Here is a 22,276-nt window from a genome sequence, read left to right on the forward strand (position 1 = left end):
GTTTGTTTTTCAGTCAGATTTTCCAAGGCTTCTGTTTGAGCCAGGAGGGCAGCTAAGGCGCTAGTGTTCAAGGCAACAGGCTTCTCACCTGGATTTGGTACCTCTGTTGCACCACCTGTATCTGGTGCATCAGTTGATTCACTTGAACCTGGAGTCTCGGTTGCGCCACCTGTGCCTGGTGCGTCTGTTGTACCACCTGTATCTTGGCTAGCTGCTTCAAGTTCAGATAGGATGCCTCGAATTTCAGCAGTCGCTTGGTCGATTTCTTCTTGGGAATCTAAAGCCAACAATTCTGATTTTTGTCCAAGGATTTCTGACAAAGGAGCAAAGGATGCAGGCGTATAATTTTCAGCTGAAAGCGCGGCACCACTGGCAAGGACATTTTTCAGATAGGTAAAGTCTAATGGAACTTCTGCAGTAGGAACCGTCATGATAGATGGTACCAATTCAGCTACAGCTACAACTGTATTGACACTTCCCGTATTCCAATGGGCAGTCTCGCTAGCATAGAAGCGCAAGGCTTTCATTGAAGTTGGGGCAAAGGTAATTTCTTGACCAGTCAAAACAGCTGCATCCAAGTTCTTGGTATTATCTTCATTCCCATTGGTCAAAGCAAGACGCTGCCAACTTGTGCCATCGCTTGTATATTCTAAGTAGGCTTTCTTAGCATTACCAACAGCATTTGCTACTTGACGACCGTAGTATGTCACCTTATCAACGGTTTGCGCTTGATCGAAGGTCAATTCCAGATATTGCGGCGTGCGTGTATTTGGATTGCTTGGATTCGATGCCCAGTAGGTTGACAAACTACCATCCGTTGCTGAACCAGCAACGGCATTTTCACCAGCATCATGTGAAGTAGCAGTTTTATTGGTCAAAGCAGAGCGCAAATCACGATCAAATGGAACTGGTGTCAATTCCGTCGCAATTGCTACTGCCGTTTCAAAATCACGTGCCTTATTTTCTAAAATCATGCGATGGATAGTACCGTCAAAACCTTCAGTACCAATTCGAACGGCTGCATAATCCAGCTCTTCATTGATTTTCGCCTTGTCATAAGCTGTCGCATGAAGTACACCATTCACATAGATGCGAAGGCTACCGTTGGTTTGTCGGACAGCTGTAATCGTCACATCCTTGCCAGTTTCTACCAATTGATCTGGTCTGCCCTTGTCGTCTTCTTTCAGGGTTACAAATGGAGCAGATTTGACTTCCAAACCTTTGACATTGAAGACTGCTCGACCTGTTTCATCAACTGAAAGGGTCCAGTTATCTTCTTGGCTAGCCAATACTTGATTCAAACGGTTCAAATTCGCTTTGACCGTAACTGAAAACTCACCCCGACCCTTGATACCGTCATTTTCAATCGATGTCCCAAGAGATGGGCTACTGCTATTCAAAACCCGACCACCATCATAAGCACGAAGTTGGATCTGTCCAGTTGAAATATTGGCAGTTGCAGCAGCATCTTTAACGCCGGTATAGGATACTGTTACAGATTCACGATCTGATAGATTGCTTGGTAAGGTTAGAAGAACTGTTCTATAGTCGGCCTGAAGTTGAGCTTCAACTGCTTGTCCATTCACTTGGAAGCTAGCATTGTCAATAAACACACGCTCATCAAACTGTACTCGAACAGTATTTTGAGCATCTACATTTGCCTTGTAAACTTTAGCGGATTCTGTGTCTGCTGTCTTAGAAAACTCGAAGATAACCGTTTCATAACCATTGAGCGTAATTTCAAATTCTTGACCATAGTTCATCAATTCCGTTGAATTGTGGCGGCTATCACCGAGAACAATCTTACGGTGCATATTGCTCGTACCTTCTAGTACACCAACCAGACGGTCCAAGGTCACACGATAGGTTTGAGTGGTTGGGATTGGGTTACGGATTGACAAAATCCCTTTTTCTTCATCCCAAGCAGAATAACCATATACTTGACCATGCCCTGGTTTTCCACCGTGGAAACGTGCATTCTTCAAGGTTTCAAAGTTTGACTCAATCCAGTTGACAGCTTCACCGTTCACCTGCCACTTCTCTTCATCCATCATGTTGTATGAATAATAGAATTCCCAGAAACCAGTTCCACGAGTGCCTAACATATAAAGGTATGTTCTCAAATCATCTGTAGAGAAGCGAATTGGCTGACGGAAGGCGCCATTTGGACTTTCACGTTTAGCTGTATGGGCTGTGTTCCCATAAACTGGATCGTGATTATAGATATTGGCAAATGGCAACTGCCACTTCCGCAGATTTACAACCTCTTCATAGCGGTCATCACGATAGGTAATGGCTTCATTTGCATCATTACCGAAATCAAGGTTGGCATATTCCCCTCGTTTAGTATGGTCCTGATAGTCAACGTCCGCAGCGTTTTGCATCCAGATGGAGTTCACCCATTGCAAGAACCATGGTGATGGTGGAATATATGAGGTCAAGTTAATCCACATCTGATCTGGATCTGTGGCGTGTTCGCGAATCGACTCATACAGACTGATCCAACGCTCATGGGCTTCGGTCATAGAGTACATATTTCTAAAGCCGCCACCGATGTAGTTTTCAGGATCCGTATCCGAACGTGGGCTCAAGAGCAAACCATCTAGTTTCCAGTAGTTGATGTCAAATTTTTCCTCGTAACCAGTGAAGACACCACGCATCCCTTCAACATAACGGTTGTCACCAATATAGACAACGCCACCATGTTTGGAAGCCAAATTTTGTCTTACCAAGTTGTCTGCAAGGGTACCTGGTTGAGAATAACCACCCTGCGGACCAACCCAGAGACCAAAGTTTGAACCAAAACGTTGTGCTTGCTTGCTAGAATCATACAGCTTGTTCGGGAATTTTTGGTTAAAGTCCCAAAGAGTCGCCATATCCTGCCAACCATCATCCACTACAAAGGAATGGAGCGGAGCAACCCCACCATTTGTAAAGCCGCGTTCAATTTCATTGAAGGACTCTTGAATATTCTTGGCATTGATGTTGAGCATATGGTCAAACCAAGAATTGTACTGGGTACGGTAATACGTTTTTTGACCAACTTTTTCAATGTACTTATAGAAATCCTGTTGCAATACTTGATAATCATCGGAACGAGCCACACCGATGATCGTATTCCAAGTCCGATAGTAGCCATCCTCTGATTTAGCTTGCTGATCTAGTGATTTTCCAGAATAATACCGTGAAAAGACAACATTATCATCACTAATTGAGTTCCATGCTAGAGGGAAGTTTGCACCTGTATAGAAGGATTTGAGGTAAACGGGCTGTCCTAATCCAGCATAGAAACTATTGTAACCCGCCATCTCAGCAATATTGGCTTGAGGAGGAAGTTTCCAAACTTTTTCCTCTCCCTGAAGTTTATAAGACTGGAGGTCAATACTTGCAATCGGGTGATGCGCTTCTTGCCCATCGACTGGTTTTAGTTCTAAATATTTTTGAAGGAAGTGAGCATCATTGTGCAACTCAATGACATAACGAACTTGATACTCAGTTCCTTGGTAAGTAAAGTTATTAAACTCTACGATGGTTTTTTGAACACCATCAGCTGTTGATCGTGTGATGCCATTAACTTTGACGGTTAAGTTAGCAGTCGATACTTGAGCCTGAGCTTCGTGTCTTGTCAACAACTCTTGGTGCTTAGCACGAATACCAGCCCAATGCGATGTAATCTCAGCTGCAGTCTTATCTGATACATCAAACTCAGCTGCAGAAGCAAATCGTTGACCATTTTGCGAACTGATAGCTTCAAATCGAATGGCTTTTGCCTGAATAGCAGTCTCTAACTCGATAATCTGTGGTGTCTTGCTTGTAAAGGTCGCAAAGCTACCTTCTTTAGCCAGTTGGTAAGAACCATTCTCTTCAGTCTTATAATAGAGTTTATAGCCACTAACATCCCCATTTGTACCATTCTGGCGTGGCACATAGACGAAGGATTTAACTGTTTTCGCCTCAGCAAAGCCAAGATCCACTTGGTATGGGAAGGCATTGGTTGGACCAGTTCCGCCTGATCCGTTGTAGTTAGAATGCCAGATGGTATCCAATTTACCATCTAAGGCAAGTTTGGCAGGACCTTCATCAGTAGCTGTAGCTGCTTTTGCATGTGAATTCGTTGTTACGGTCCAACTATCACGATCATCTGACAAGGCGATGTATTCTGGCAAAGCTGGCGCAGCAAAGGTAATGTTAAATTCTTTGGACTCCGCCGCAAAGGTCAAGCGTTCATTATTGTTGATCTTATTTTCTAAGAACTCTGTTCGAAGACGGCCATTTTCAACCTTCAAGCTTTGTTTGATGAAGTTGTTTTCGATGACAATATCTTGATTTTCAGCAACGGCTATGTCAGCTGAACTTTCTGGCTGAGCTTGTGCTGGTGCTTCTGTATTGTCAGGAGCCGCTTCACTTGACTCAGAAGTCAATTCACCACTATTGATTAGCTCCAACAATTCTCTCAATTGTTGCTCTGCAACTGTCAAAGCTGCTTCATCACCGCCATCCTGTGCTGCTTGCGCTGCTGTAATGTATTGGAGAGCCAATTCTACAATTTCATCGTTTCCAGCTGTCTCTACCGCAAGTTCAACTTCTGCAATCAAGGCTTCTAAACCAGTTGCTTCACTTGTAGGTTCAGCTGTAGGTTGATTGCCTGTTTCTTCAGTATTTTCAGCTGTTGGTTGATTGCTTACAGGTGTCTCCTCATTGCTTGGTTGGGATGCAACTGGCGCTTCAACCGGTTGCTCAACTGTAGCTTCAGTAACCGTTACTTTAAAGGCTACTGGACGGAACTCACCAGCTGTTACCATCTTATTGCGATTGGCCGTGTTCCAATGCTCCGATTCAATAGCTTGAAGACGGACATACTGCCCTTCAATTGGTTGAATATGAATGACCTTTGTCTGAGTACCATGAACTAGACTGACGCTATGATCAGCCTCAACAGTACCATAGCCATTGTCAACAGAGACAGGTACAATTGGCGTCCAGGTTTGATTGTCAGAACTCACTTCTAATCGCAGACGACGGACATTTCCTGTCACCTGTTCATTTGGATGTTGACGTGGAGTGTATTCAATCCATGAAATCAAACCAGATTCGGCAAGCTTCGCAACCAAATATTGAGGATTGCTTGCGGTATTGTAATCACTTGCATTAGCTTCATTTGACTGCCAGTAGGTATTGGGATTGCTGTCAAAGGCTTTTCCAACAACATCCTGACCATTTTGGGAGGTTGCACTACTATTTTCCTTGTCAATGACAATCCGTACAACACTTACTTGGGCAGATTCTGAGCTTTTCTCAACCTTCAGAGCAACTGGACGAAACTCAGCTGCTGTCACCATCTTATTGCGATTGGCTTCCTGCCAATGTTCCGTTGTCAAGGCCTGCAAGCGAACATATTGACCAAGAACAGGAGTGATATTGATCAAGCTAGTTTGTGTACCATGTGTAATGGTCACAGAGTGATCCTCGCCAACTGTACCAGCATCATTTTCAACTGAAACAGGAATGATGGGCTCCCAGTTCTGATTGTCCGAGCTGACAAAAAGTTTCAACTTTTTGATATTGCCCGTTACATCGTTGGCAACATACTGACGCGGTGTATATTCCACCCAAGAAATCAAACCAGGCTCTGTTAATTTTGCCACCAAATACTGTGGATTAGCTTCTGTATTGACTTGATTTGGATTGTTTTCCGCTGATTGCCAATAGGTCGCTGGATTGCTGTCAAAGGCTTTGTTGACAGTATCTTGACCATTCTGAGAAGTTGCCGTGCTGTTGGCTTGATCAATCTGAACAAGCGACACAGAAACAGCAGTATGCTCTTGGTCTTGGTCACTGGCAACTACTTCTGCTACCGGTGTTTCGGACAATTCTTCGCCATTCACAGGATTGGTTTCTGTAGGTTGGCTTTCTGTTGCTTGATCCGATTCGGCCTGCCCTACCCCTTCTTCAGCAGATCGACTAGTTGTTTCTAGCTCTGCTGTATTGGCATGAACCTGCTGTACATTGGTCCCAAATAGTAAGCAACCGATAACAACCGAAGCCGCACCGACACTAAAACGACGAATCGAATAACGATAGCGTTTATCGAACAAATCTTTCGAATGTTTACTCATCAAAGAGGTTCCTTTCCGTATAAATCATGATTAATAAATTGCATGCGCCTTAGCTTTACCATACCCTCCTCTATATGTTTTTCTTTATGTAAGCGCTATACTTTTATTATAAACCAGAGAAAACAAAATAACAATATACTAACATTACTTATTTGAAAAAATTTTCAAGACTGTCCGAAAATTTCAAAAGAAAAAACCTACCACATTAAGTGATAGGTTTTCATTTTGCTTGGAAACTCGATTATTTAAGAGTAACTGAAGCGCCTGCTTCTTCCAATTTAGCTTTGATTTCTTCAGCTTCTGCAGTTGCAACGCCTTCTTTAACCATAGCTGGTGCGCCGTCAACAAGTTCTTTAGCTTCTTTAAGACCAAGACCAGTGATTTCGCGAACAACTTTGATAACGCCAACTTTTTTGTCGCCAGCAGATGTCAATTCAACGTCGAATGAATCTTTAGCTTCTTCAGCAGCACCACCAGCTGCAGCAACAGCTACAGGAGCAGCTGCAGTTACACCAAATTCTTCTTCGATAGCTTTTACAAGGTCGTTAAGCTCAAGGATTGTAGCTTCTTTAATTTCAGCAATAATGTTTTCAATGTTCAATGCCATTGTAATTTCCTCCAAATTTTTTATAAATAAATAATGTTTGTTTGTAGCCTCAGGCTACGGATCGACGCATTAAGCTGCGTCTTCTTTTTCTGCAACTGCTTTGACAGCGTATGCAACGTTGCGTACAGGTGCTTGAAGTACAGAAAGGAGCATAGAAAGCATTCCTTCGCGGTTTGGCAATGTAGCAAGGGCTTCAATTTCTGCTTTAGTAGAAACTTTACCTTCTACTGCACCACCTTTGATTTCAAGAGCATCTGCAGTTTTAGCAAAATCGTAGATAACTTTTGCTGGTGCTACTGCATCTTCGTTTGAGAATGCAACAGCTGATGGTCCTACGAACAATTCAACAAGTCCTTCAAGACCAGCTTTTTCAGCAGCACGGCGCAAGATTGAGTTCTTGATAACTTTGTACTCAATGTTTTCGCCACGCAAGTTACGACGAAGAACAGTATCTTGTTCAACAGTCAAACCACGCGCATCAACTACAACGATAGATGTAGCTGCTTTCATTTGCTCAGCAACAGCGTCCACTAATTCCGCTTTCTTAGCAATAATAGCTTCACTCATTTAGTTTACCTCCGTTTTTATTTTGGGCTAGGCACAAAAAAATCGCACCTAAACCTAGACACGAAAGTACAAATACGTTTATCTCAATAATCGTTTTGTGCCTCGGTAGGATGTTTATGAGTCTAGCTCCCCTACTGTCTTAGGTCAGTTTTTTCAAACCTTATTCATCTTATCATATCTTCTTCGCTATTGCAAGGATTTTCTTCAAAAAAAATAAAAGAATTTCTAAATTGATTAGAAATTCTTATAAATGATCTAAAATAGCCTCCCAAGCCGCATCATAACCATGTCGGGTTTCAGATGAAAAGACAATAAAGCGGTCCGACTTTTCAAAGTCCAGTTTCCGCTTAATGGCAGCTTCATGCTTATTCCATTTTCCTCGTGGGATTTTATCTGCTTTTGTAGCGACAATAATCACGGGAATCTCATAATATTTGAGAAATTCATACATTTGTACATCGTCTGCTGACGGATCATGGCGCATATCAACCAAGCTCACAACTGCACGCAAGTTTTCTCGACTGGTCAGATATTCCTCAATCATTTTGCCCCATTTTGCACGCTCTGTTTTTGAAACCTTGGCATAGCCATAGCCTGGGACATCGACAAAGCGGAGTTTATCATCAATATTATAAAAGTTTAGTTGCTGGGTCTTACCAGGCTTACTTGATGTCCGGGCTAGATTTTTTCGCCCCAGTAAGGTATTGATGAATGAAGATTTTCCAACATTGGATCGACCTGCCAAAGCAATTTCTGGCATATCATCTTGTGGGTATTGAGCTTTTGAGACTGCGCTGAGCAAGATCTCAGCCTTATGGGTATTGATTTCCATAGGATTCCTTTCTGAAAGAAAGTCAGTTGGAAACCAACTGACTGAATTATGCAGTTTCTAAGAGTGGCTTGTCTGTCCCGTCAACTGCTTCTTTGGTAATACGTACACGCTTGACTTCTGCTTGACTTGGTACTTCAAACATGACATCCAGCATAGTTTCTTCAATAATTGAGCGAAGACCACGCGCACCAGTTTTTCGTTCGATGGCTTTTTCGGCAATCGCTTGAAGTGCGTCTTGGTCAAATTCCAATTCCACATCATCGTAAGAAAGAAGGGTCTGATATTGTTTCACAAGGGCATTTTTAGGTTCTGTCAAAATGCGCACCAAATCTTCAGTGGTCAACTGATCGAGAGCAGCAAAGACAGGTAAGCGACCGATCAATTCTGGAATAATGCCGAATTTTTGAATATCGTCTGAGATAATGTGCTGCATGTAGGATTCTTTCTCATCGATTGCACGATTGTTTTGACCGAATCCGATAATTTTTTCACCTAAACGCTGCTTCACAATCTCTTCAATCCCATCGAAGGCACCGCCGACAATAAACAGAATGTTCTTAGTGTCAACATGAATCATTTCTTGGTTTGGATGCTTACGGCCGCCTTGTGGTGGTACACTAGCAACTGTCCCCTCGATGATTTTCAATAATGCCTGCTGAACACCTTCACCTGAGACATCACGAGTAATAGAAACATTCTCACCTTTTTTAGCAATCTTATCGATTTCATCGACATAGATAATGCCTCGCTCAGCTCTGTCAATGTTGAAATCCGCGGCTTGAAGTAATTTTAAGAGGATGTTTTCCACGTCTTCACCAACATATCCTGCTTCTGTTAAGGCTGTTGCATCCGCAATGGCAAAGGGAACATTTAAACTTTTGGCCAAGGTTTGAGCCAAGAAGGTTTTCCCTGATCCAGTTGGACCAATCATCAAAATATTGGATTTTTGTAAGTCCACATCATCTTCATCTCGGCTATCTTGGAAATTGATGCGTTTGTAATGGTTGTAGACCGCTACTGCCAAGGCACGTTTAGCACGATCTTGACCAATTACATAGTGATTCAAGATATTCAATAACTCTTGTGGTTTTGGTGTATCTGCCAAGTCAGTTAGCACTTCTTCTGCTAGTTCTTCTCGGATGATCTCTTGTGCTAATTCCACACACTCGTTACAGATAAATACATTGTTACCTGCGATAATTTTCTTTACTTCTTCTTGATTCTTCCCACAGAAAGAACAATGGATAAATTCTGTTTGTACAGCCATGATTACCTCAACATTTCATATTTCTCTTAAAACAAAAAGCCATAAAAGGCATGAATGCTGTTGACTAGATTTGTAAAAGCATTCAGCATAAATAAGGCTGCAAGCCCATACCGTCTTTTCTGCATGGCTTGCAAGGAACAGAGTACACATATTCCACACAAAAAGGCTGTAAAAAGCCCAAATAAACTCTTCTGCATTAACTCACTCTTCTCTCAAATACTCGAATTGTAAAGTCCACTGTATTGGCAGCGTCTTTTTCACGAAAAAGCGACTCTTTCTCCTCAAAAGCTGACCAATCAAAGTCTTTTGGAAAATAAACATCGCCTTCAAATTGCCCATGAATATCGGTCATTATGACCTGGTCTAAAAATGGTTCAAATGCAGAAAAAATTTGACTACCTCCAATCACATAGAGGTTTCGATCCTGCTGTTTGTACCAATCTAAAATTTCATCTACTGAGTGGAAAATCGTCACCCTATCATGTTCAAATTGATAGTCTTCATCTCTCGTCAAGACTAGGGACTGACGATTCGGAAGCGCCCGCTGACCCATACCATCAAACGTTAATCGTCCCATAACCATAGCATGTCCAGATGTTACTGCCTTAAAATGTTCAAAGTCTGCTGGCAAAGACCAAGGCAAACGCCCCTCTTTCCCAATCAAGCCCTTCTCATCCTGAGCCCAAATAGCTGAAATTTTCTTTATCATAGCCTCTCACTTTCTCGTTCTACCATTCTATCAAATTTCCAACAAAAATGCACTTGCCAAGTAGGGACAAGCGCAAAGTTTTAGTAAAATCTAAACAAGTATATCCGAAAATAATTTCTAGCAGGCACCATTACTCACGAAACAAATGTAGTGGAAATTGGAAAGAAGGGATATTGAAAGCCTCCTCATCTTAAATCACCAAGTCAAATTTAAATTGCTCAAACTGTCTGGGTGAGTGAAACAGTCTGGGAATAGACTGTTGAAGGTTGGAAATAGAAAGAACGAAGTTCTTCACTGCTAATCCAGTTAAATCGCCAAGTCAAATTTAAGTTGCGGTTTAACTGGATTGTAGTTCACCAACTCAAAATCTTCTGCCTTAATATCAAAAAAGTTTGTTCCGTCTGGGACATTGAGTACCAAACGAGGCTCTACGTCAGATGGTGTACGACGGAGCAATTCTTCAGCTTGTTCAAACTGATTGTCATAGATGTGAAGATTGTTGATGAAATAGAAAAACTTCCCAACCTTCCAGCCAAAATGTTTAGCAATCATCATCTGAAGGGCTACATACTGCATAGCGTTGATATGATGGGCTACCAACATATCATTTGACCGCTGAGTTAAAGTTGCATCCAGATAAATCTCCCTATCCACTCGCCGAACGTCAAACATGGTCTGAAAGGCACATGGCAAAAGACCTGCAGATTGGTCAAAGGCTTCATAATCCCACAAAGAAATCACATTGCGGCGATTCCATGGATTTTCCTCCAATTGCTTGAGGATTTTTGAAATGATGTCATGCTTTTTCACGATAGCCCCATAGCGTTCGCCAATGGTTCCAGTTCCCTCAACTTCCCAGTCATTCCAATACTGGACACCGTATTTTTCCTGTAAAACCGACAAATCATTTGTCTGGTCTTGGTAAATCCAGAGAATTTCTTTGATGGCGGATTTGATTGGAATCGGTCTTAATGTAGTAATAGGGAACTCACCCTTGGCCAAGTCATACTCTGCAAAGGCGCCTGTAACGTACTTGGAATTAGCGACATTTCCATCCTTGTAACGGGGGCGAGCATTTTCCGAAAAAACGCCCTCTTCCATAATCCTACGAATGTTTTCTTTAAAAATACTATCTGCTTTTGTCATGGTTTCAGTATAGCAAATTCTAGTAAAAAACTCCAGTTTTGAACTGGAGTTGTCATTTATAGAGCAAGGGGTAGAGGTTGAGCTGAAAGAGACCAGAAAGGGCAGTTACTAGGCTGAATATGATAAAATACAAGGCAACTAAGACGATACTCAACAATATCTGACGAACATTCTTCGTATAAATAGCCGTTGGTAAGCTAGCCAGACCAAAAAAGGGAATGATGAAAAAAGCTAGTTTGAAATTCACATTTACAATATCAAACCATTGACCTACTGGTAAAAATATCAAGACGATGAGAAAAGCTGCAAGGCTATACAAGACTAAATTTAGCCGTTTTAATAGTGTCGCATTCATGAGAAACTCCTTCTAGGGACCGAAGAGAAAATAGCCCAATCCAAAGAACAAAGGGAAAGAAATAATCAATAGAATACTGGTAATGCCCGTCCAAAGTTTTTTATAGTAAAGCGACAAGATGAGAATCAATGCCCCAAGCAAGGGCAAAATCATCATGGTGGATACGGAGCCCCAACTCGATGGGAAAAACCAGTCACGAATCCAGTTATCAAGGAAAAAGGCAGATAACAAAATCAACAGACCTAGTATTGTCAGATAATCCGTTACTTTTGACATATTTACTTTTTTCATGAGCTAACACTCCTTTCTCTATCTAGTTTAAAGCATCAAACTTCATTTTTCAATATATTTATATTGTAATACTGTGACAACGGAATTAAAAAAGCAGGGTTCTCCCTGCTTTTAACAATTATTTCAAGACGAGTGATGCTGCGCCCAATACACCTGCATCATTACCACGTGTTGCCAAGACAATTTGTGTGCTTTCCTTGATTTGTGGGAAGCTATTTTCAGCAAAGACCTTGCGAACACCATCCAATAAGAAGTCACCTGCTGCTGATACACCGCCCCCAAGAACGATGTAGGCAGGATTGAGGACTGCTGCAATGTTTGCACAAGCAACACCTAGGTATTCTGAGAAGTGACGGTAGACAATCAAAGCCAAATCATCGCCTTCTTTTGCCAAATCAAAGACATCCTTAGCCGTTACATCTTGACCATCGTCAATCATTTGTTTCAGTTTTGCATCGCCAGCGTATTGATCAGCATAACGACGGCTGAGGTTGACAATACCTGTCGCAGAAGCAACTGTTTCTAGACAACCTTTCTTACCACAAGTACAAGCAAATGGCTCATCAAAGTCAACTGTGATATGGCCCAATTCACCACCAGCACCTTTGACCCCACGAATCAAGTTTCCAGCAGCGATGACACCACCGCCGACACCTGTACCAAGCGTCATAAAGACAACGTTTGGATTGTTGTTTCCAGCACCAACCCATTGCTCACCGAGGGCTGCAACGTTGGCATCATTGTCGATGAAAAATGGCAAACCGAGCGCAGATTCAAACTGATCTTTAACCAATTGCAAGGTTTTCCAATTGAGGTTATAAGCACCGATAACAGTACCAGCTTCACTATCAACGACACCTGGAGACCCCATACCAACACCCAAGAAATCATCCTTTGTCAAGCCATGAGTTTCAAAGCGGTGTAGAATGCTTTCAATAATATCTGGAACAATATGACTTCCATCATCTAAAATATTTGTCTTGATAGACCATTTTTCTTGAATCTCACCATCAGTCGTAAGAATCGCCAACTTAACAGATGTACCACCCAAGTCAATACCGATAATTTTTTTAGACATAATCATCACCTCAAATGTATTTTCTTTATTATAGCACAATGCAAAGGTTTGCGTAAAGCCTTTTCATAAACTTGTACGGACAAACAAGTTTTGCCCTATCTGAATAGATAGAGCAAAAGTAAAAATTGAATATGCAAGATAAAGCGGCCGACGGAAAAGAGCATGACAGTGGTAAAATTGCTGCCTTCTTTCGTTCCATTATAGAGAAAGAGGGTGGAGATAAAGGTAAAGCCCATAGCAAATCCCACCATCTGCAAGTCGTGATAAGACTGACTATAAAAATAAAGTGTGACAGCCAGCAAGAGCATGGATAAAACCGTAAATATCAAGCGTAAAGTATTCATCTTTTTGGTCTTTAGATAGCTAAACAAAGCCGCTCCCATGGTCACAAAGAGGTAGATGACCATATATGACATGACAAGAACTTTCATCTAGCCCTCCAGTTCGCTCAGATACTCATAGCGCTCATATTTTTCCAAGAGCAGGTCGTTTTTCTCATCCAATTCCTTCTGCAAATCGGACAATTTTGTAAAATCACTGCCACAGGTTAGCATTTCTGCCTCGATTTCCGCAATCCGCTCCTCCAAGCCAGCAATATCCTCTTCGATGGTTGCCCATTCCTGCTTCTCAAAGTAGGACATCCGCTTCTTGTTCTCCCTGACCTTCTCGATTTTCTCCTTTGGTTTTTCCAAGGAAATAGCAGAGCTGGAAGCCAGAAAGGCCTTCTCATCCAGATAGTCTGTGTAGTTGCCAAAGAAGGTCTCAATACCGCTATCTTCGAAAGCCAAGATTTTATTGGCTACCTTGTCTAGGAAATAACGGTCGTGACTAACGGTAATGACTGGACCAGTAAAGCCCTGCAAGAAATGTTCCAAGACTGTCAGAGTCGCTATGTCCAAGTCGTTAGTCGGCTCATCTAGTAAGAGAACATTGGGCCGTTGCAAAAGAATCTTCAGCAAATAAAGTCGCTTCTTCTCCCCACCTGATAACTTTTCAATCAAGGTACCGTGGGTATTACGTGGGAAGAGGAATTGCTCCAAGAGTTCTGCGATAGAAACCATACCAGATGTCGTCTTAGCTTCTTCTGCCACTTCCTGCAAGAAATTGATGACCCGCTTGCTTTCATCCAATCCCTTGATGGTCTGAGAAAAATAACCGATGCGGATGGTTTCACCAATATCTACTTTACCACTGTCTGCTTGCAAATCGCCTGCAATTAGATTGAGTAAGGTAGATTTTCCTTTACCATTATCTCCGACAATTCCGATGCGGTCCTTGTTTTGAATGAGTAAGTTAAAGTCTTTTAAAATGGGCTTGTCAGGATAGGAAAAGCTGACATTTTCAAAGTTAATAACTTTTTTACCGATACGAGAGGTTTCAAAATTGATTTCCAGTTCACTATCGTCTATCTTATTGGCTAAATCGCCTTTGAGGTCATGGAAACGATTGATACGAGCCTGCTGCTTGGTAGCTCGAGCTTGAGGTTGTCTGCGCATCCAAGCCAGCTCTTGTTTGTAGAGCTGCTCTTTCTTATGGCGAAGGGTGGCATCTCGCTCGTCCTGCTCTGCCTTTAAGCGAACATAGTCCTGATAATTTCCCTGATATTCGGTTAAGCTGGCGCGGTCCAATTCAAAAATCCGTGTCGCCACATTGTCCAAGAAATAGCGATCGTGGGTAATAAAGAGAACTGACTTTTTAGTGTTTTTCAAGAAAGTCGTCAACCACTCAATGGTATCAATATCCAAATGGTTAGTCGGTTCATCCAGCAAGAGCAAGTCAGCATTGCCAAGGAGAACTTGGGCCAATTGCACTCGTCTACGTAGACCACCTGATAACTCAGCAACAGTTTTGTTGAGGTCTGTTAGACCGAGTTTCGACAAGACAGTCTTGACCTGACTTTCAATCTCCCAAGCATTGAGAGAATCCATCTCTGCCATGACTTTCTCCAGCCTTGCTTGACTGGCTTCATCGTAATGAGATAAGAGCAATTCGTATTCACGAATCAGCTGGGTTTCACGGAGGTCAGAAGAAAGAACGGTGTCTAAAACCGTCTTACTTTCATCAAAATCAGGTTCCTGGGTCAGATAGGCGATTTTATAGGTATTTTTAGTGCGAAAAGGCGACACGTCTCCGTCAAAACCGATGCGACCTGACAGAACATCCAACAAAGTCGTCTTTCCTGTACCATTGACCCCAATAATCCCGATTCGGTCGCCTTGATGGATGATGAAAGACAGATCAGCAAAGACCGTTTTATCTCCGACAGATTTAGTCAGGTGTTCAACGATAAAATCACTCATTCTCTAAAATTCCTTTCACAAATGTCATAATCGATTGCTCTTCGTTTTCCAGCTGTCCTTCCACAATCTGGAATTCCACCTCTTTGAGTAGTTCTCCTAATACTGGACCTGGTTTGAGATCAAATGCCTTCATCAGATGACCACCATTGACAACAATTTCATGCTTGTCGTGGATGATCAAGGCTTGGTCAATCTTGTCAATTGCTGCAAAATCTGTAACAAGACCTTGTGCCTGACGGAGTTCCTCTACCAAATACAAGAATTCTTTGCCATACTTGAAACAGATTTGCTTGGTAACAGGTCCTGCTTGGCGTAGCTGATAAATCTCTACCAACTTGACCACGCTGCGTTGGAAATCATTGCTGGTTTTCCATTTTTTCAGGAAGGACTTGATGTTATCAATACCTAGGCAGACAAAGAGCATGGCCCAAGCTTGTTCAGAAGTCGAAAAGCGAAATTCTTCTGTCAGGCTTGTTAGCATGGTCTCTAATTCATCACTTTTTCCAGCTAAATCAGGCAAGAAATCATAAGCCTTGGAATCAATCATAGCGCGCAAGCCTTTTCGCCAAAAATCCGCCATCAAGAGTTTATCAAACTCGATAAAACTGCGTTCTACAGAGATTTTTTCCAAGAGCGGTGCGGTTTCAACCATAGCTGTAAAGGTCGTCGGCTCAATCTCAAAGTCCAAGGTCGCCGCAAAGCGAAATCCACGCATAATTCGGAGGGCATCTTCATTGAATCGTTCCGACGGAATGCCAACAGCACGCAGAGTGCAGTTTTCTAAATCAGTCATCCCATCAAAGAGGTCAACGATTTGAGCCTCTTCATCAAGGGCAAAGGCATTGACAGTGAAGTCGCGACGTTTGAGATCTTCTTCTAAGGAACGCACAAAAGAAACCTGGCTCGGTCTGCGGAAGTCGACATACTCCTCCTCTGTCCGAAAGGTGGTAATTTCATACTCCTTTTTCCCCTCTAATACTAGCACCGTACCGTGTTCAATTCCGACATCAATAGTCCGTGAAAAGATTTGTTTCGTTTCCTGAGGGTAGCTGGATGTCGCAATATCGACATCATGAATAGGCCTACCGAGAATGGCATCACGAACGGAACCGCCAACGAAATAAGCCTCGTAACCAGCTGCTTTAATTTTCTCTAAAATCGGCAAAGCCTCCTGAAACTCAGAAGGCAGATTGTTTAATTTCATAATAAGTGTTCCAAACCATAAACGAGTTGTGAGCGTTTGACTACCTCTTTAATGCCGAGGTTGACACCGCCCATAAAGGAAATGCGATCGTAAGAATCATGACGAATAGTCAATCCTTCTCCCTGTGCCCCAAAAATCACTTCCTGATGGGCAACAAGGCCTGGCAAGCGTACTGAGTGGATACGGAAGCCATCAAATTCTGCACCGCGAGCACCAGCAATCAGTTCTTCTTCATCCGCTGCACCTTGAGTCTGTGACTGACGGACTTGGGAAATGAGTTCGGCTGTTTTGACAGCTGTTCCGCTCGGTGCGTCCTTCTTCTTGTCATGGTGTAGTTCGATGATTTCAAGATTTGGGAAATACTTGGCTGCCTGTGCTGCAAATTGCATGAGCAAGATAGCGCCAATAGCAAAGTTAGGAGCAATCAAGCCCCCCAACCCCTTCTCAGCAGACAAGACGGTTAATTCTTCAATTTCTTCAGGGGTAAATCCTGTCGTTCCAACCACAGGTGCGAAGCCATTTTCCAAGGCAAAGCGAGTGTTTTCATAGGCAAATTTTGGCGTTGTAAAATCCACCCAGACATCAGCTTCTAGGCTGGCAACTTCTTCTTTGGTCTTGAAAACAGAAACTCCGTCCACTTCTGTTTCTGTCGCAAATGGATCCACCAAGGCAGCTAGACTAAGTTCTGCGTCACCTTTGACCATCTCAACAGCCGTTGAGCCCATTTTTCCTTTAAATCCTGCGATAATTACCTTAATTGTCATGCAAACTCCTATTCAATAATGGGAGAAATACCAAAGGCCACAGCCCCTTCTCCCAAGTGCGTACCAATGACCGATCCAAATGTCGCAATCGGTAATGCACTATTCACACCGGCTTCTTCCAATTGAACTTTAAAGTTTTCAGCTTTTTCAGGCGCATTGGCATGAATGATAGCAATCTGGTATTGCCCTTCTGCTGTTTCTTCTTGGAGAATATCAATCAAGCGCTTGATCGCTTTTTTCTCCGTCCGAACTTTTTCATAAACTTCAATTTTTCCTTCGGAAGTAAAATGAAGAATGGGTTTGATGCTCAACAAATTTCCCAATAAGGCAGCACCATTTGATAGGCGGCCACCTTTTACGAGGTGATTGAGGTCATCGACCATGATGAAGGCCTTGGTTGCTTGGATTTGCTGATCTAGTTTTGATAAAATAGTCTCAAAATCCAAGCCCATTTCTGCCCATTTAAGTACATTTTCCACCATCATTCCCAAAGGAGCTGAAGTGATTTTGGTATCTGGAAAGGCAACTGTTAAACCGTCAAATTCATCTTTCAAATACTGGATATTCTGATAAAAGCCTGAAATACCTGATGACAAAAAGAGACCAATGGCATGGCTGTACCCTTGCTCTTTCAAACTTGCCAAAATCTCTTCCAATTCCAACAAACTTGGCTGGCTAGTCATTGGCAAATCTTTGGATTGGGCCATTTTCTCGTAAAATTCTTCAACCGTTAGATTCAAACCTTCAACATAGGATTCACCATCAATGGTGACGGGAATCGTAAGAACAAAAAGATTGTTCTTTTGACTTTCTGAAAAGGTCAAACTTGCTGAAGAATCCGTGATAATTGCTAATTTCATTGATTAAAACTCCAAGTTCACACCAGGTGCATCGAATGCGATTTCTGTCACATCGTATGTCATTCGTTTTAAGATATCCAAAAGTGGTTCTACCAAGGTATGTTTCTCTTCTGCTGTAAATTCTGATGGTTCTTGCACCAGGCGATCAACCAATTGCACACGTTGGCTAAATGCACCTGAAATCACATGGTGCTCCAAGACAATCATGAAACGTAGGATATTGACTAGGGTTGTGGTATTTTTCTCTTGACTTCTTTCTAGCAGTTGAAAGTCAACCTTGATTTTGGTGGTTGGGACACCGTTCTCCTTTTCCCACTCTTTATTACGGGCGTCAAAATGGTACTGATTGACAAACTCTTTATCGCGGATAATCTCCATTACTAAACTCCTTACATGAAAATATTCATCCCCATTATACCATAAATATAGAAGAAAAGAGAAAAAACCTTGTCAATTGACAAGGTTTTCAGACTTATTTAGCTTGACGAAGTGCTCCGTAAAGGACACCTGATACAACCGCACCGATCAAAACATAGGCGATGTAAAGCAATGGATTAGATGTCAAAGCGATAACGAAGATACCACCGTGAGGAGCCATCAATTGGATGCCTGACAAACCAACCAAGGCACCTGAAAGGGCAGAACCAGCGATAAAGCTTGGGATTGCACGAGCTGGGTCGGCAGCACCAAACGGAATCGCACCTTCAGTGATGAATGAAAGACCCATAACGATGTTTGTCAAACCTGAGTTACGCTCTTCTTGTGTGAATTTGTCTTTGAAAAGAAGGGTTGCAACGAATACTGCCAAAGGTGGAACCATACCGCCTGCCATAACTGCTGCCATGGCAACAGAACCACCATCTGCAACAGTTGCAGCAAGCGTACCTGTACCGAAGACATAAGCTGCTTTGTTGACTGGGCCACCCATATCGACTGCCATCATACCACCGAGGACAAGTCCGAGGAGAATAGCAGAGCTACCTTCAAGACCTGCAAGGAAGTTGTTCATCCCTGTGTTGATAGCTGCCATTGGAATGTTAACGAAGAACATCAAGAAACCAGTGATTGCTGTTCCCAACAGTGGCAAGAGCAAGATAGCATTCAAACCTTGGAGAGATTTTGGCATATTACGCAAAGCATTGCGAAGAACGAGTACTACACCACCAGCAAGGAAACCACCAACGAGGGCACCCAAGAAACCAGATGATACACCAGCAAGGGCAAGGGTTTCTTCACCACCAGCTGCGTAAGGGATTTTACCGAATGCAAGACCGCTGCTAGCAATTGAACCAGCTACGAAACCTGCAACCAAACCTGGTTTTTCAGCGATTGAGTAAGCAATGTAACCTGCAAGAAGCGGCAACATGAAACCAAAGGCTGCTCCACCAATCTTCATGAACATTGCTGCGATTTCATGGTATGAACCAAGACTACCAAGGCTGTCTTGTGGCACACCTAGAGCTCCATCGAATAGGAAGGCAAGGGCAATCAAGATACCGCCACCGATAACGAATGGCAACATTTGAGAAACACCACTCATCAAGTGTTTATAGAACGCTTTACCGAGGCTTAGTTTTTCAGAAGATTCCACTGTAGCTGCTCCTTCTGTCGCTGTATAAGCTGATGCTTTTCCGTTCAAGATGATGTTAATCAACTCTTCTGCTTGTTTGATACCAGCAGCAACTGGACGAGATACCAATGGCTTACCATTGAAACGAGGCATATCAACAGCCTTATCTGCTGCGATGATAACACCTGCCGCATTCTTGATGTCTTCAGCGGTTAGTTTGTTTCCAACACCTGAAGCACCATTGGTTTCAACCTTGATATCAACCCCCATTTCAGCAGCTTGCTTCTTAAGAGCTTCTTCTGCCATGTAAGTGTGGGCAATACCTGTTGTACAAGCTGTTACAGCAACGATAAATGGACGATCACCACTTGGTGCTGCAACTACAGTTTCAGTTGCCTTGTCTGCCGCTTCCGCAGCGTCAAAGACTGCAAGCACTTCTTCTGGACTAGATACACCACGAAGTTTATCAGCAAATCCAGGCTTCATCAAGTATTTGGACAATTCAGCAAGGGCAGCCAAGTGAGTATCGTTAGCACCTTCTGGAGCTGCAATCATGAAGAACAAGTCGGTTGGTTGACCATCAAGACTTGCGTAGTCAACTCCCTTGTTTGATTTTGCAAAGAGAACAGTCGCTTCTTTTACAGCCGTATTCTTAGCGTGTGGCATTGCGATACCGTCACCAAGACCTGTTGATGTTTGGGCCTCTCGGTTTAGGATACCTGTCTTGAAAACATCAAAATCAGTTACATAACCTTTATCAACCAAGCTAGTAATCATTTCATCGATAACAGCTTCCTTGCTTGTCGCTTGCAAATCAAGCAACATGACATCTTTTCTCAAAACGTCTTGAATTTTCATAGAGTTTCTACCTCAACTTTTTCATAAATTTCCTTAATAAATTCGATACTTGCCAAATCATCTGAAAAGGCTGTTGCCGTACCGCAAGCAACGCCCCATTTAAGGGCTTCAATTGGATCTTGTGAGCGAACGTATTCGCCAGTAAAACCTGCCACCATGGAATCTCCAGCTCCGACAGAATTTTTCACAGTTCCCTTGATTGGTTTAGCAAAGTAGGTAGCCTGTGGAGTGACCAACAAGGCTCCGTCTCCTGCCATTGAAATGATAACATTCTGAGCTCCCATATCTAAGATTTTCTTAGCATAGGTTTCAATGTCCGCAATACCATTTAACTCAACATTGAAGATTGCTTCAAGTTCATGATTATTTGGTTTAACCAAAAGCGGTTGGTAAGCAAGTGAATCCAGAAGAGTTTGTCCTTCAAAATCACAAACCACTTGGGCTCCTGCTTTTTTGGCTACTGGAATCAGTCTGTTATAGACTTCATTTCCAAGGCTAGCTGGTGCAGAACCAGCAAAGACAACTGTGTCCTGGTCAGTTAAACCAGCCAAGACCATCTCCAATTCTGTCAGTTGTTCTTCTGTCACAATTGGACCTAAACCGTTGATTTCAGTTTCTTGATCTGCCTTGATTTTCACGTTGATCCGTGTATCTTGGTCAACAGCTACAAAATCAGTTGTAATGCCTTCGCTATCCAAGCCATCCTTGATAAACTGACCTGTAAAACCGCCTAAGAAACCGGTTGCTGTGTTGGGATAGCCCAAGCGCTTTAAGACGCGACTAACGTTAATCCCTTTTCCACCAGCATATTTATCATCACTGTCCATTCGATTGACACTACCAGTTTCAACCTGCTCTAGGCGAATGATATAGTCAATCGCTGGATTCAGCGTCACTGTAAATATCATACTTCTATTGTCCTCGTTTTTTTTCTTAAACTATCTAACAAGACTGTGTCACGACTTTGGGTGATGAGACTGACTCGCTCGACTCGAGCAACTTTTACAAAGGAATATTGTCCAAACTTGGAAGAATCTACCAGAACAAAGGGTTGCTTGGCATTTTCCAAAACCGTTCGTTTAATGGTTGCCTCTTCCACGTCAGGTGTGGTGAGATAGTCCTTATCAACTCCGTTCATTCCTAGAAAGGCCTTGTCGAAGTTCAATCGTTGGATCTGCTCAACAGCTTGGGGACCAACAGAAGCATCTGTTGATTCCTTGACAAAACCACCAATGATAATCGTTTTGATGGCACGTTCCACCAATTTCACCGCATGGTGAATCGAATTGGTCACAACGGTTAAGTTTGCTTGATTCAAATAAGGTATCATCAACTCTGTCGTTGTTCCTGCATCGATAAAAATCACATCACCATCTTCAATCAAAGCCGCGGCCGCTTGTGCTAACTGCTGCTTTTCTTGAACGTTTTTGACAGATTTTACTTGAATGGATTCTTCCGTTTGTAAATTGGTCGGTGCCTCCGCACCACCGTGTACACGGCGTAGTTTTCCAGAAGCTTCTAATTCATCCAAATCCCTACGAACAGTTGATTCTGATGTACTTAGAATGTCAATTAATTCTTCTAATCGGACGAACTGTTGCTCAGCCAACCTATCTAGAATCAATTGTTTGCGTTCAGATTTTAGAATAATTTCCACCTCCTGCAATCGTTTACAAAAATCATTATACAGGAAAATCTATCAATGTCAATCATTTTCCATCAAAAACTTTCAAAAAATTTAAAAAAACTAGC

The 22,276-nt window shown here is 42.5% G+C and carries 19 protein-coding genes and 1 other annotated feature; all 19 genes read right to left on the bottom strand.

Annotated features, from left to right (window positions below):
* The coding region (locus tag JNG37_RS00005; protein WP_202848227.1) for a discoidin domain-containing protein at positions 1-6,116 on the bottom strand (6,116 nt) is incomplete at its 3' end.
* Between the two features lie 241 nt (positions 6,117-6,357).
* Entirely contained in the window at positions 6,358-6,723 is a 366-nt protein-coding gene (gene rplL, locus JNG37_RS00010; RefSeq protein ID WP_002936483.1) for a 50S ribosomal protein L7/L12, read from the bottom strand.
* 69 nt (positions 6,724-6,792) lie between these two features.
* The gene (gene rplJ / locus JNG37_RS00015) at positions 6,793-7,290 is read right to left on the bottom strand and encodes a 50S ribosomal protein L10 (protein WP_158454841.1); all 498 of its coding nucleotides are present in this window, start codon (positions 7,288-7,290) and stop codon (positions 6,793-6,795) included.
* A 27-nt stretch (positions 7,291-7,317) separates the two neighbouring features.
* Positions 7,318-7,452: a sequence feature (ribosomal protein L10 leader region), on the bottom strand.
* An 82-nt stretch (positions 7,453-7,534) separates the two neighbouring features.
* Positions 7,535-8,122, bottom strand: coding sequence for a ribosome biogenesis GTP-binding protein YihA/YsxC (gene yihA / locus JNG37_RS00020; protein WP_158454839.1), 588 nt, complete (start codon positions 8,120-8,122; stop codon positions 7,535-7,537).
* Positions 8,123-8,168: 46 nt separating this feature from the next.
* The gene (gene clpX, locus JNG37_RS00025; RefSeq protein WP_158454837.1) at positions 8,169-9,389 is read right to left on the bottom strand and encodes an ATP-dependent Clp protease ATP-binding subunit ClpX; all 1,221 of its coding nucleotides are present in this window, start codon (positions 9,387-9,389) and stop codon (positions 8,169-8,171) included.
* A gap of 196 nt (positions 9,390-9,585) precedes the next feature.
* Complete coding sequence (locus tag JNG37_RS00030) at positions 9,586-10,098, bottom strand: dihydrofolate reductase (protein WP_158454833.1); 513 nt, start codon at positions 10,096-10,098, stop codon at positions 9,586-9,588.
* Between the two features lie 306 nt (positions 10,099-10,404).
* On the bottom strand, positions 10,405-11,244 hold the full coding sequence (locus JNG37_RS00035) for a thymidylate synthase (protein ID WP_158454831.1): 840 nt from the start codon (positions 11,242-11,244) through the stop codon (positions 10,405-10,407).
* Between the two features lie 52 nt (positions 11,245-11,296).
* Complete coding sequence (locus JNG37_RS00040) at positions 11,297-11,599, bottom strand: hypothetical protein (protein ID WP_158454829.1); 303 nt, start codon at positions 11,597-11,599, stop codon at positions 11,297-11,299.
* 12 nt (positions 11,600-11,611) lie between these two features.
* On the bottom strand, positions 11,612-11,890 hold the full coding sequence (locus tag JNG37_RS00045) for a hypothetical protein (protein ID WP_158454827.1): 279 nt from the start codon (positions 11,888-11,890) through the stop codon (positions 11,612-11,614).
* A gap of 118 nt (positions 11,891-12,008) precedes the next feature.
* Positions 12,009-12,968 (bottom strand): ROK family glucokinase, encoded by a 960-nt coding sequence (locus JNG37_RS00050; RefSeq protein WP_158454825.1) that lies wholly within the window; start codon positions 12,966-12,968, stop codon positions 12,009-12,011.
* A gap of 95 nt (positions 12,969-13,063) precedes the next feature.
* Positions 13,064-13,399, bottom strand: a complete 336-nt coding sequence (locus JNG37_RS00055) for a hypothetical protein (RefSeq protein ID WP_158454822.1) — start codon at positions 13,397-13,399, stop codon at positions 13,064-13,066.
* Complete coding sequence (locus JNG37_RS00060) at positions 13,400-15,268, bottom strand: ABC-F family ATP-binding cassette domain-containing protein (RefSeq protein WP_158454820.1); 1,869 nt, start codon at positions 15,266-15,268, stop codon at positions 13,400-13,402.
* The gene (locus JNG37_RS00065) at positions 15,261-16,472 is read right to left on the bottom strand and encodes a CCA tRNA nucleotidyltransferase (RefSeq protein ID WP_158454818.1); all 1,212 of its coding nucleotides are present in this window, start codon (positions 16,470-16,472) and stop codon (positions 15,261-15,263) included. Before JNG37_RS00065 ends, JNG37_RS00060 begins: the two co-directional genes overlap by 8 nt.
* On the bottom strand, positions 16,469-17,236 hold the full coding sequence (dapB, locus tag JNG37_RS00070; protein WP_158454816.1) for a 4-hydroxy-tetrahydrodipicolinate reductase: 768 nt from the start codon (positions 17,234-17,236) through the stop codon (positions 16,469-16,471). The genes JNG37_RS00065 and dapB overlap by 4 nt, the downstream gene beginning before the upstream one ends.
* 8 nt (positions 17,237-17,244) lie before the next feature.
* On the bottom strand, positions 17,245-18,096 hold the full coding sequence (locus JNG37_RS00075; protein ID WP_158454814.1) for a DegV family protein: 852 nt from the start codon (positions 18,094-18,096) through the stop codon (positions 17,245-17,247).
* A 3-nt stretch (positions 18,097-18,099) separates the two neighbouring features.
* Positions 18,100-18,474, bottom strand: a complete 375-nt coding sequence (locus JNG37_RS00080) for a DUF1149 family protein (RefSeq protein ID WP_158454812.1) — start codon at positions 18,472-18,474, stop codon at positions 18,100-18,102.
* Positions 18,475-18,568: 94 nt separating this feature from the next.
* Positions 18,569-20,524 (bottom strand): PTS fructose transporter subunit IIABC, encoded by a 1,956-nt coding sequence (locus JNG37_RS00085; protein ID WP_158454810.1) that lies wholly within the window; start codon positions 20,522-20,524, stop codon positions 18,569-18,571.
* Complete coding sequence (gene pfkB / locus JNG37_RS00090) at positions 20,521-21,432, bottom strand: 1-phosphofructokinase (protein WP_158454808.1); 912 nt, start codon at positions 21,430-21,432, stop codon at positions 20,521-20,523. Before pfkB ends, JNG37_RS00085 begins: the two co-directional genes overlap by 4 nt.
* Positions 21,429-22,181 (bottom strand): DeoR/GlpR family DNA-binding transcription regulator, encoded by a 753-nt coding sequence (locus tag JNG37_RS00095; protein ID WP_261979777.1) that lies wholly within the window; start codon positions 22,179-22,181, stop codon positions 21,429-21,431. Before JNG37_RS00095 ends, pfkB begins: the two co-directional genes overlap by 4 nt.
* Between the last annotated feature and the right edge of the window lie 95 nt (positions 22,182-22,276).

Source organism: Streptococcus suis (assembly GCF_016775005.1).
Classification (GTDB): domain Bacteria; phylum Bacillota; class Bacilli; order Lactobacillales; family Streptococcaceae; genus Streptococcus; species Streptococcus suivaginalis.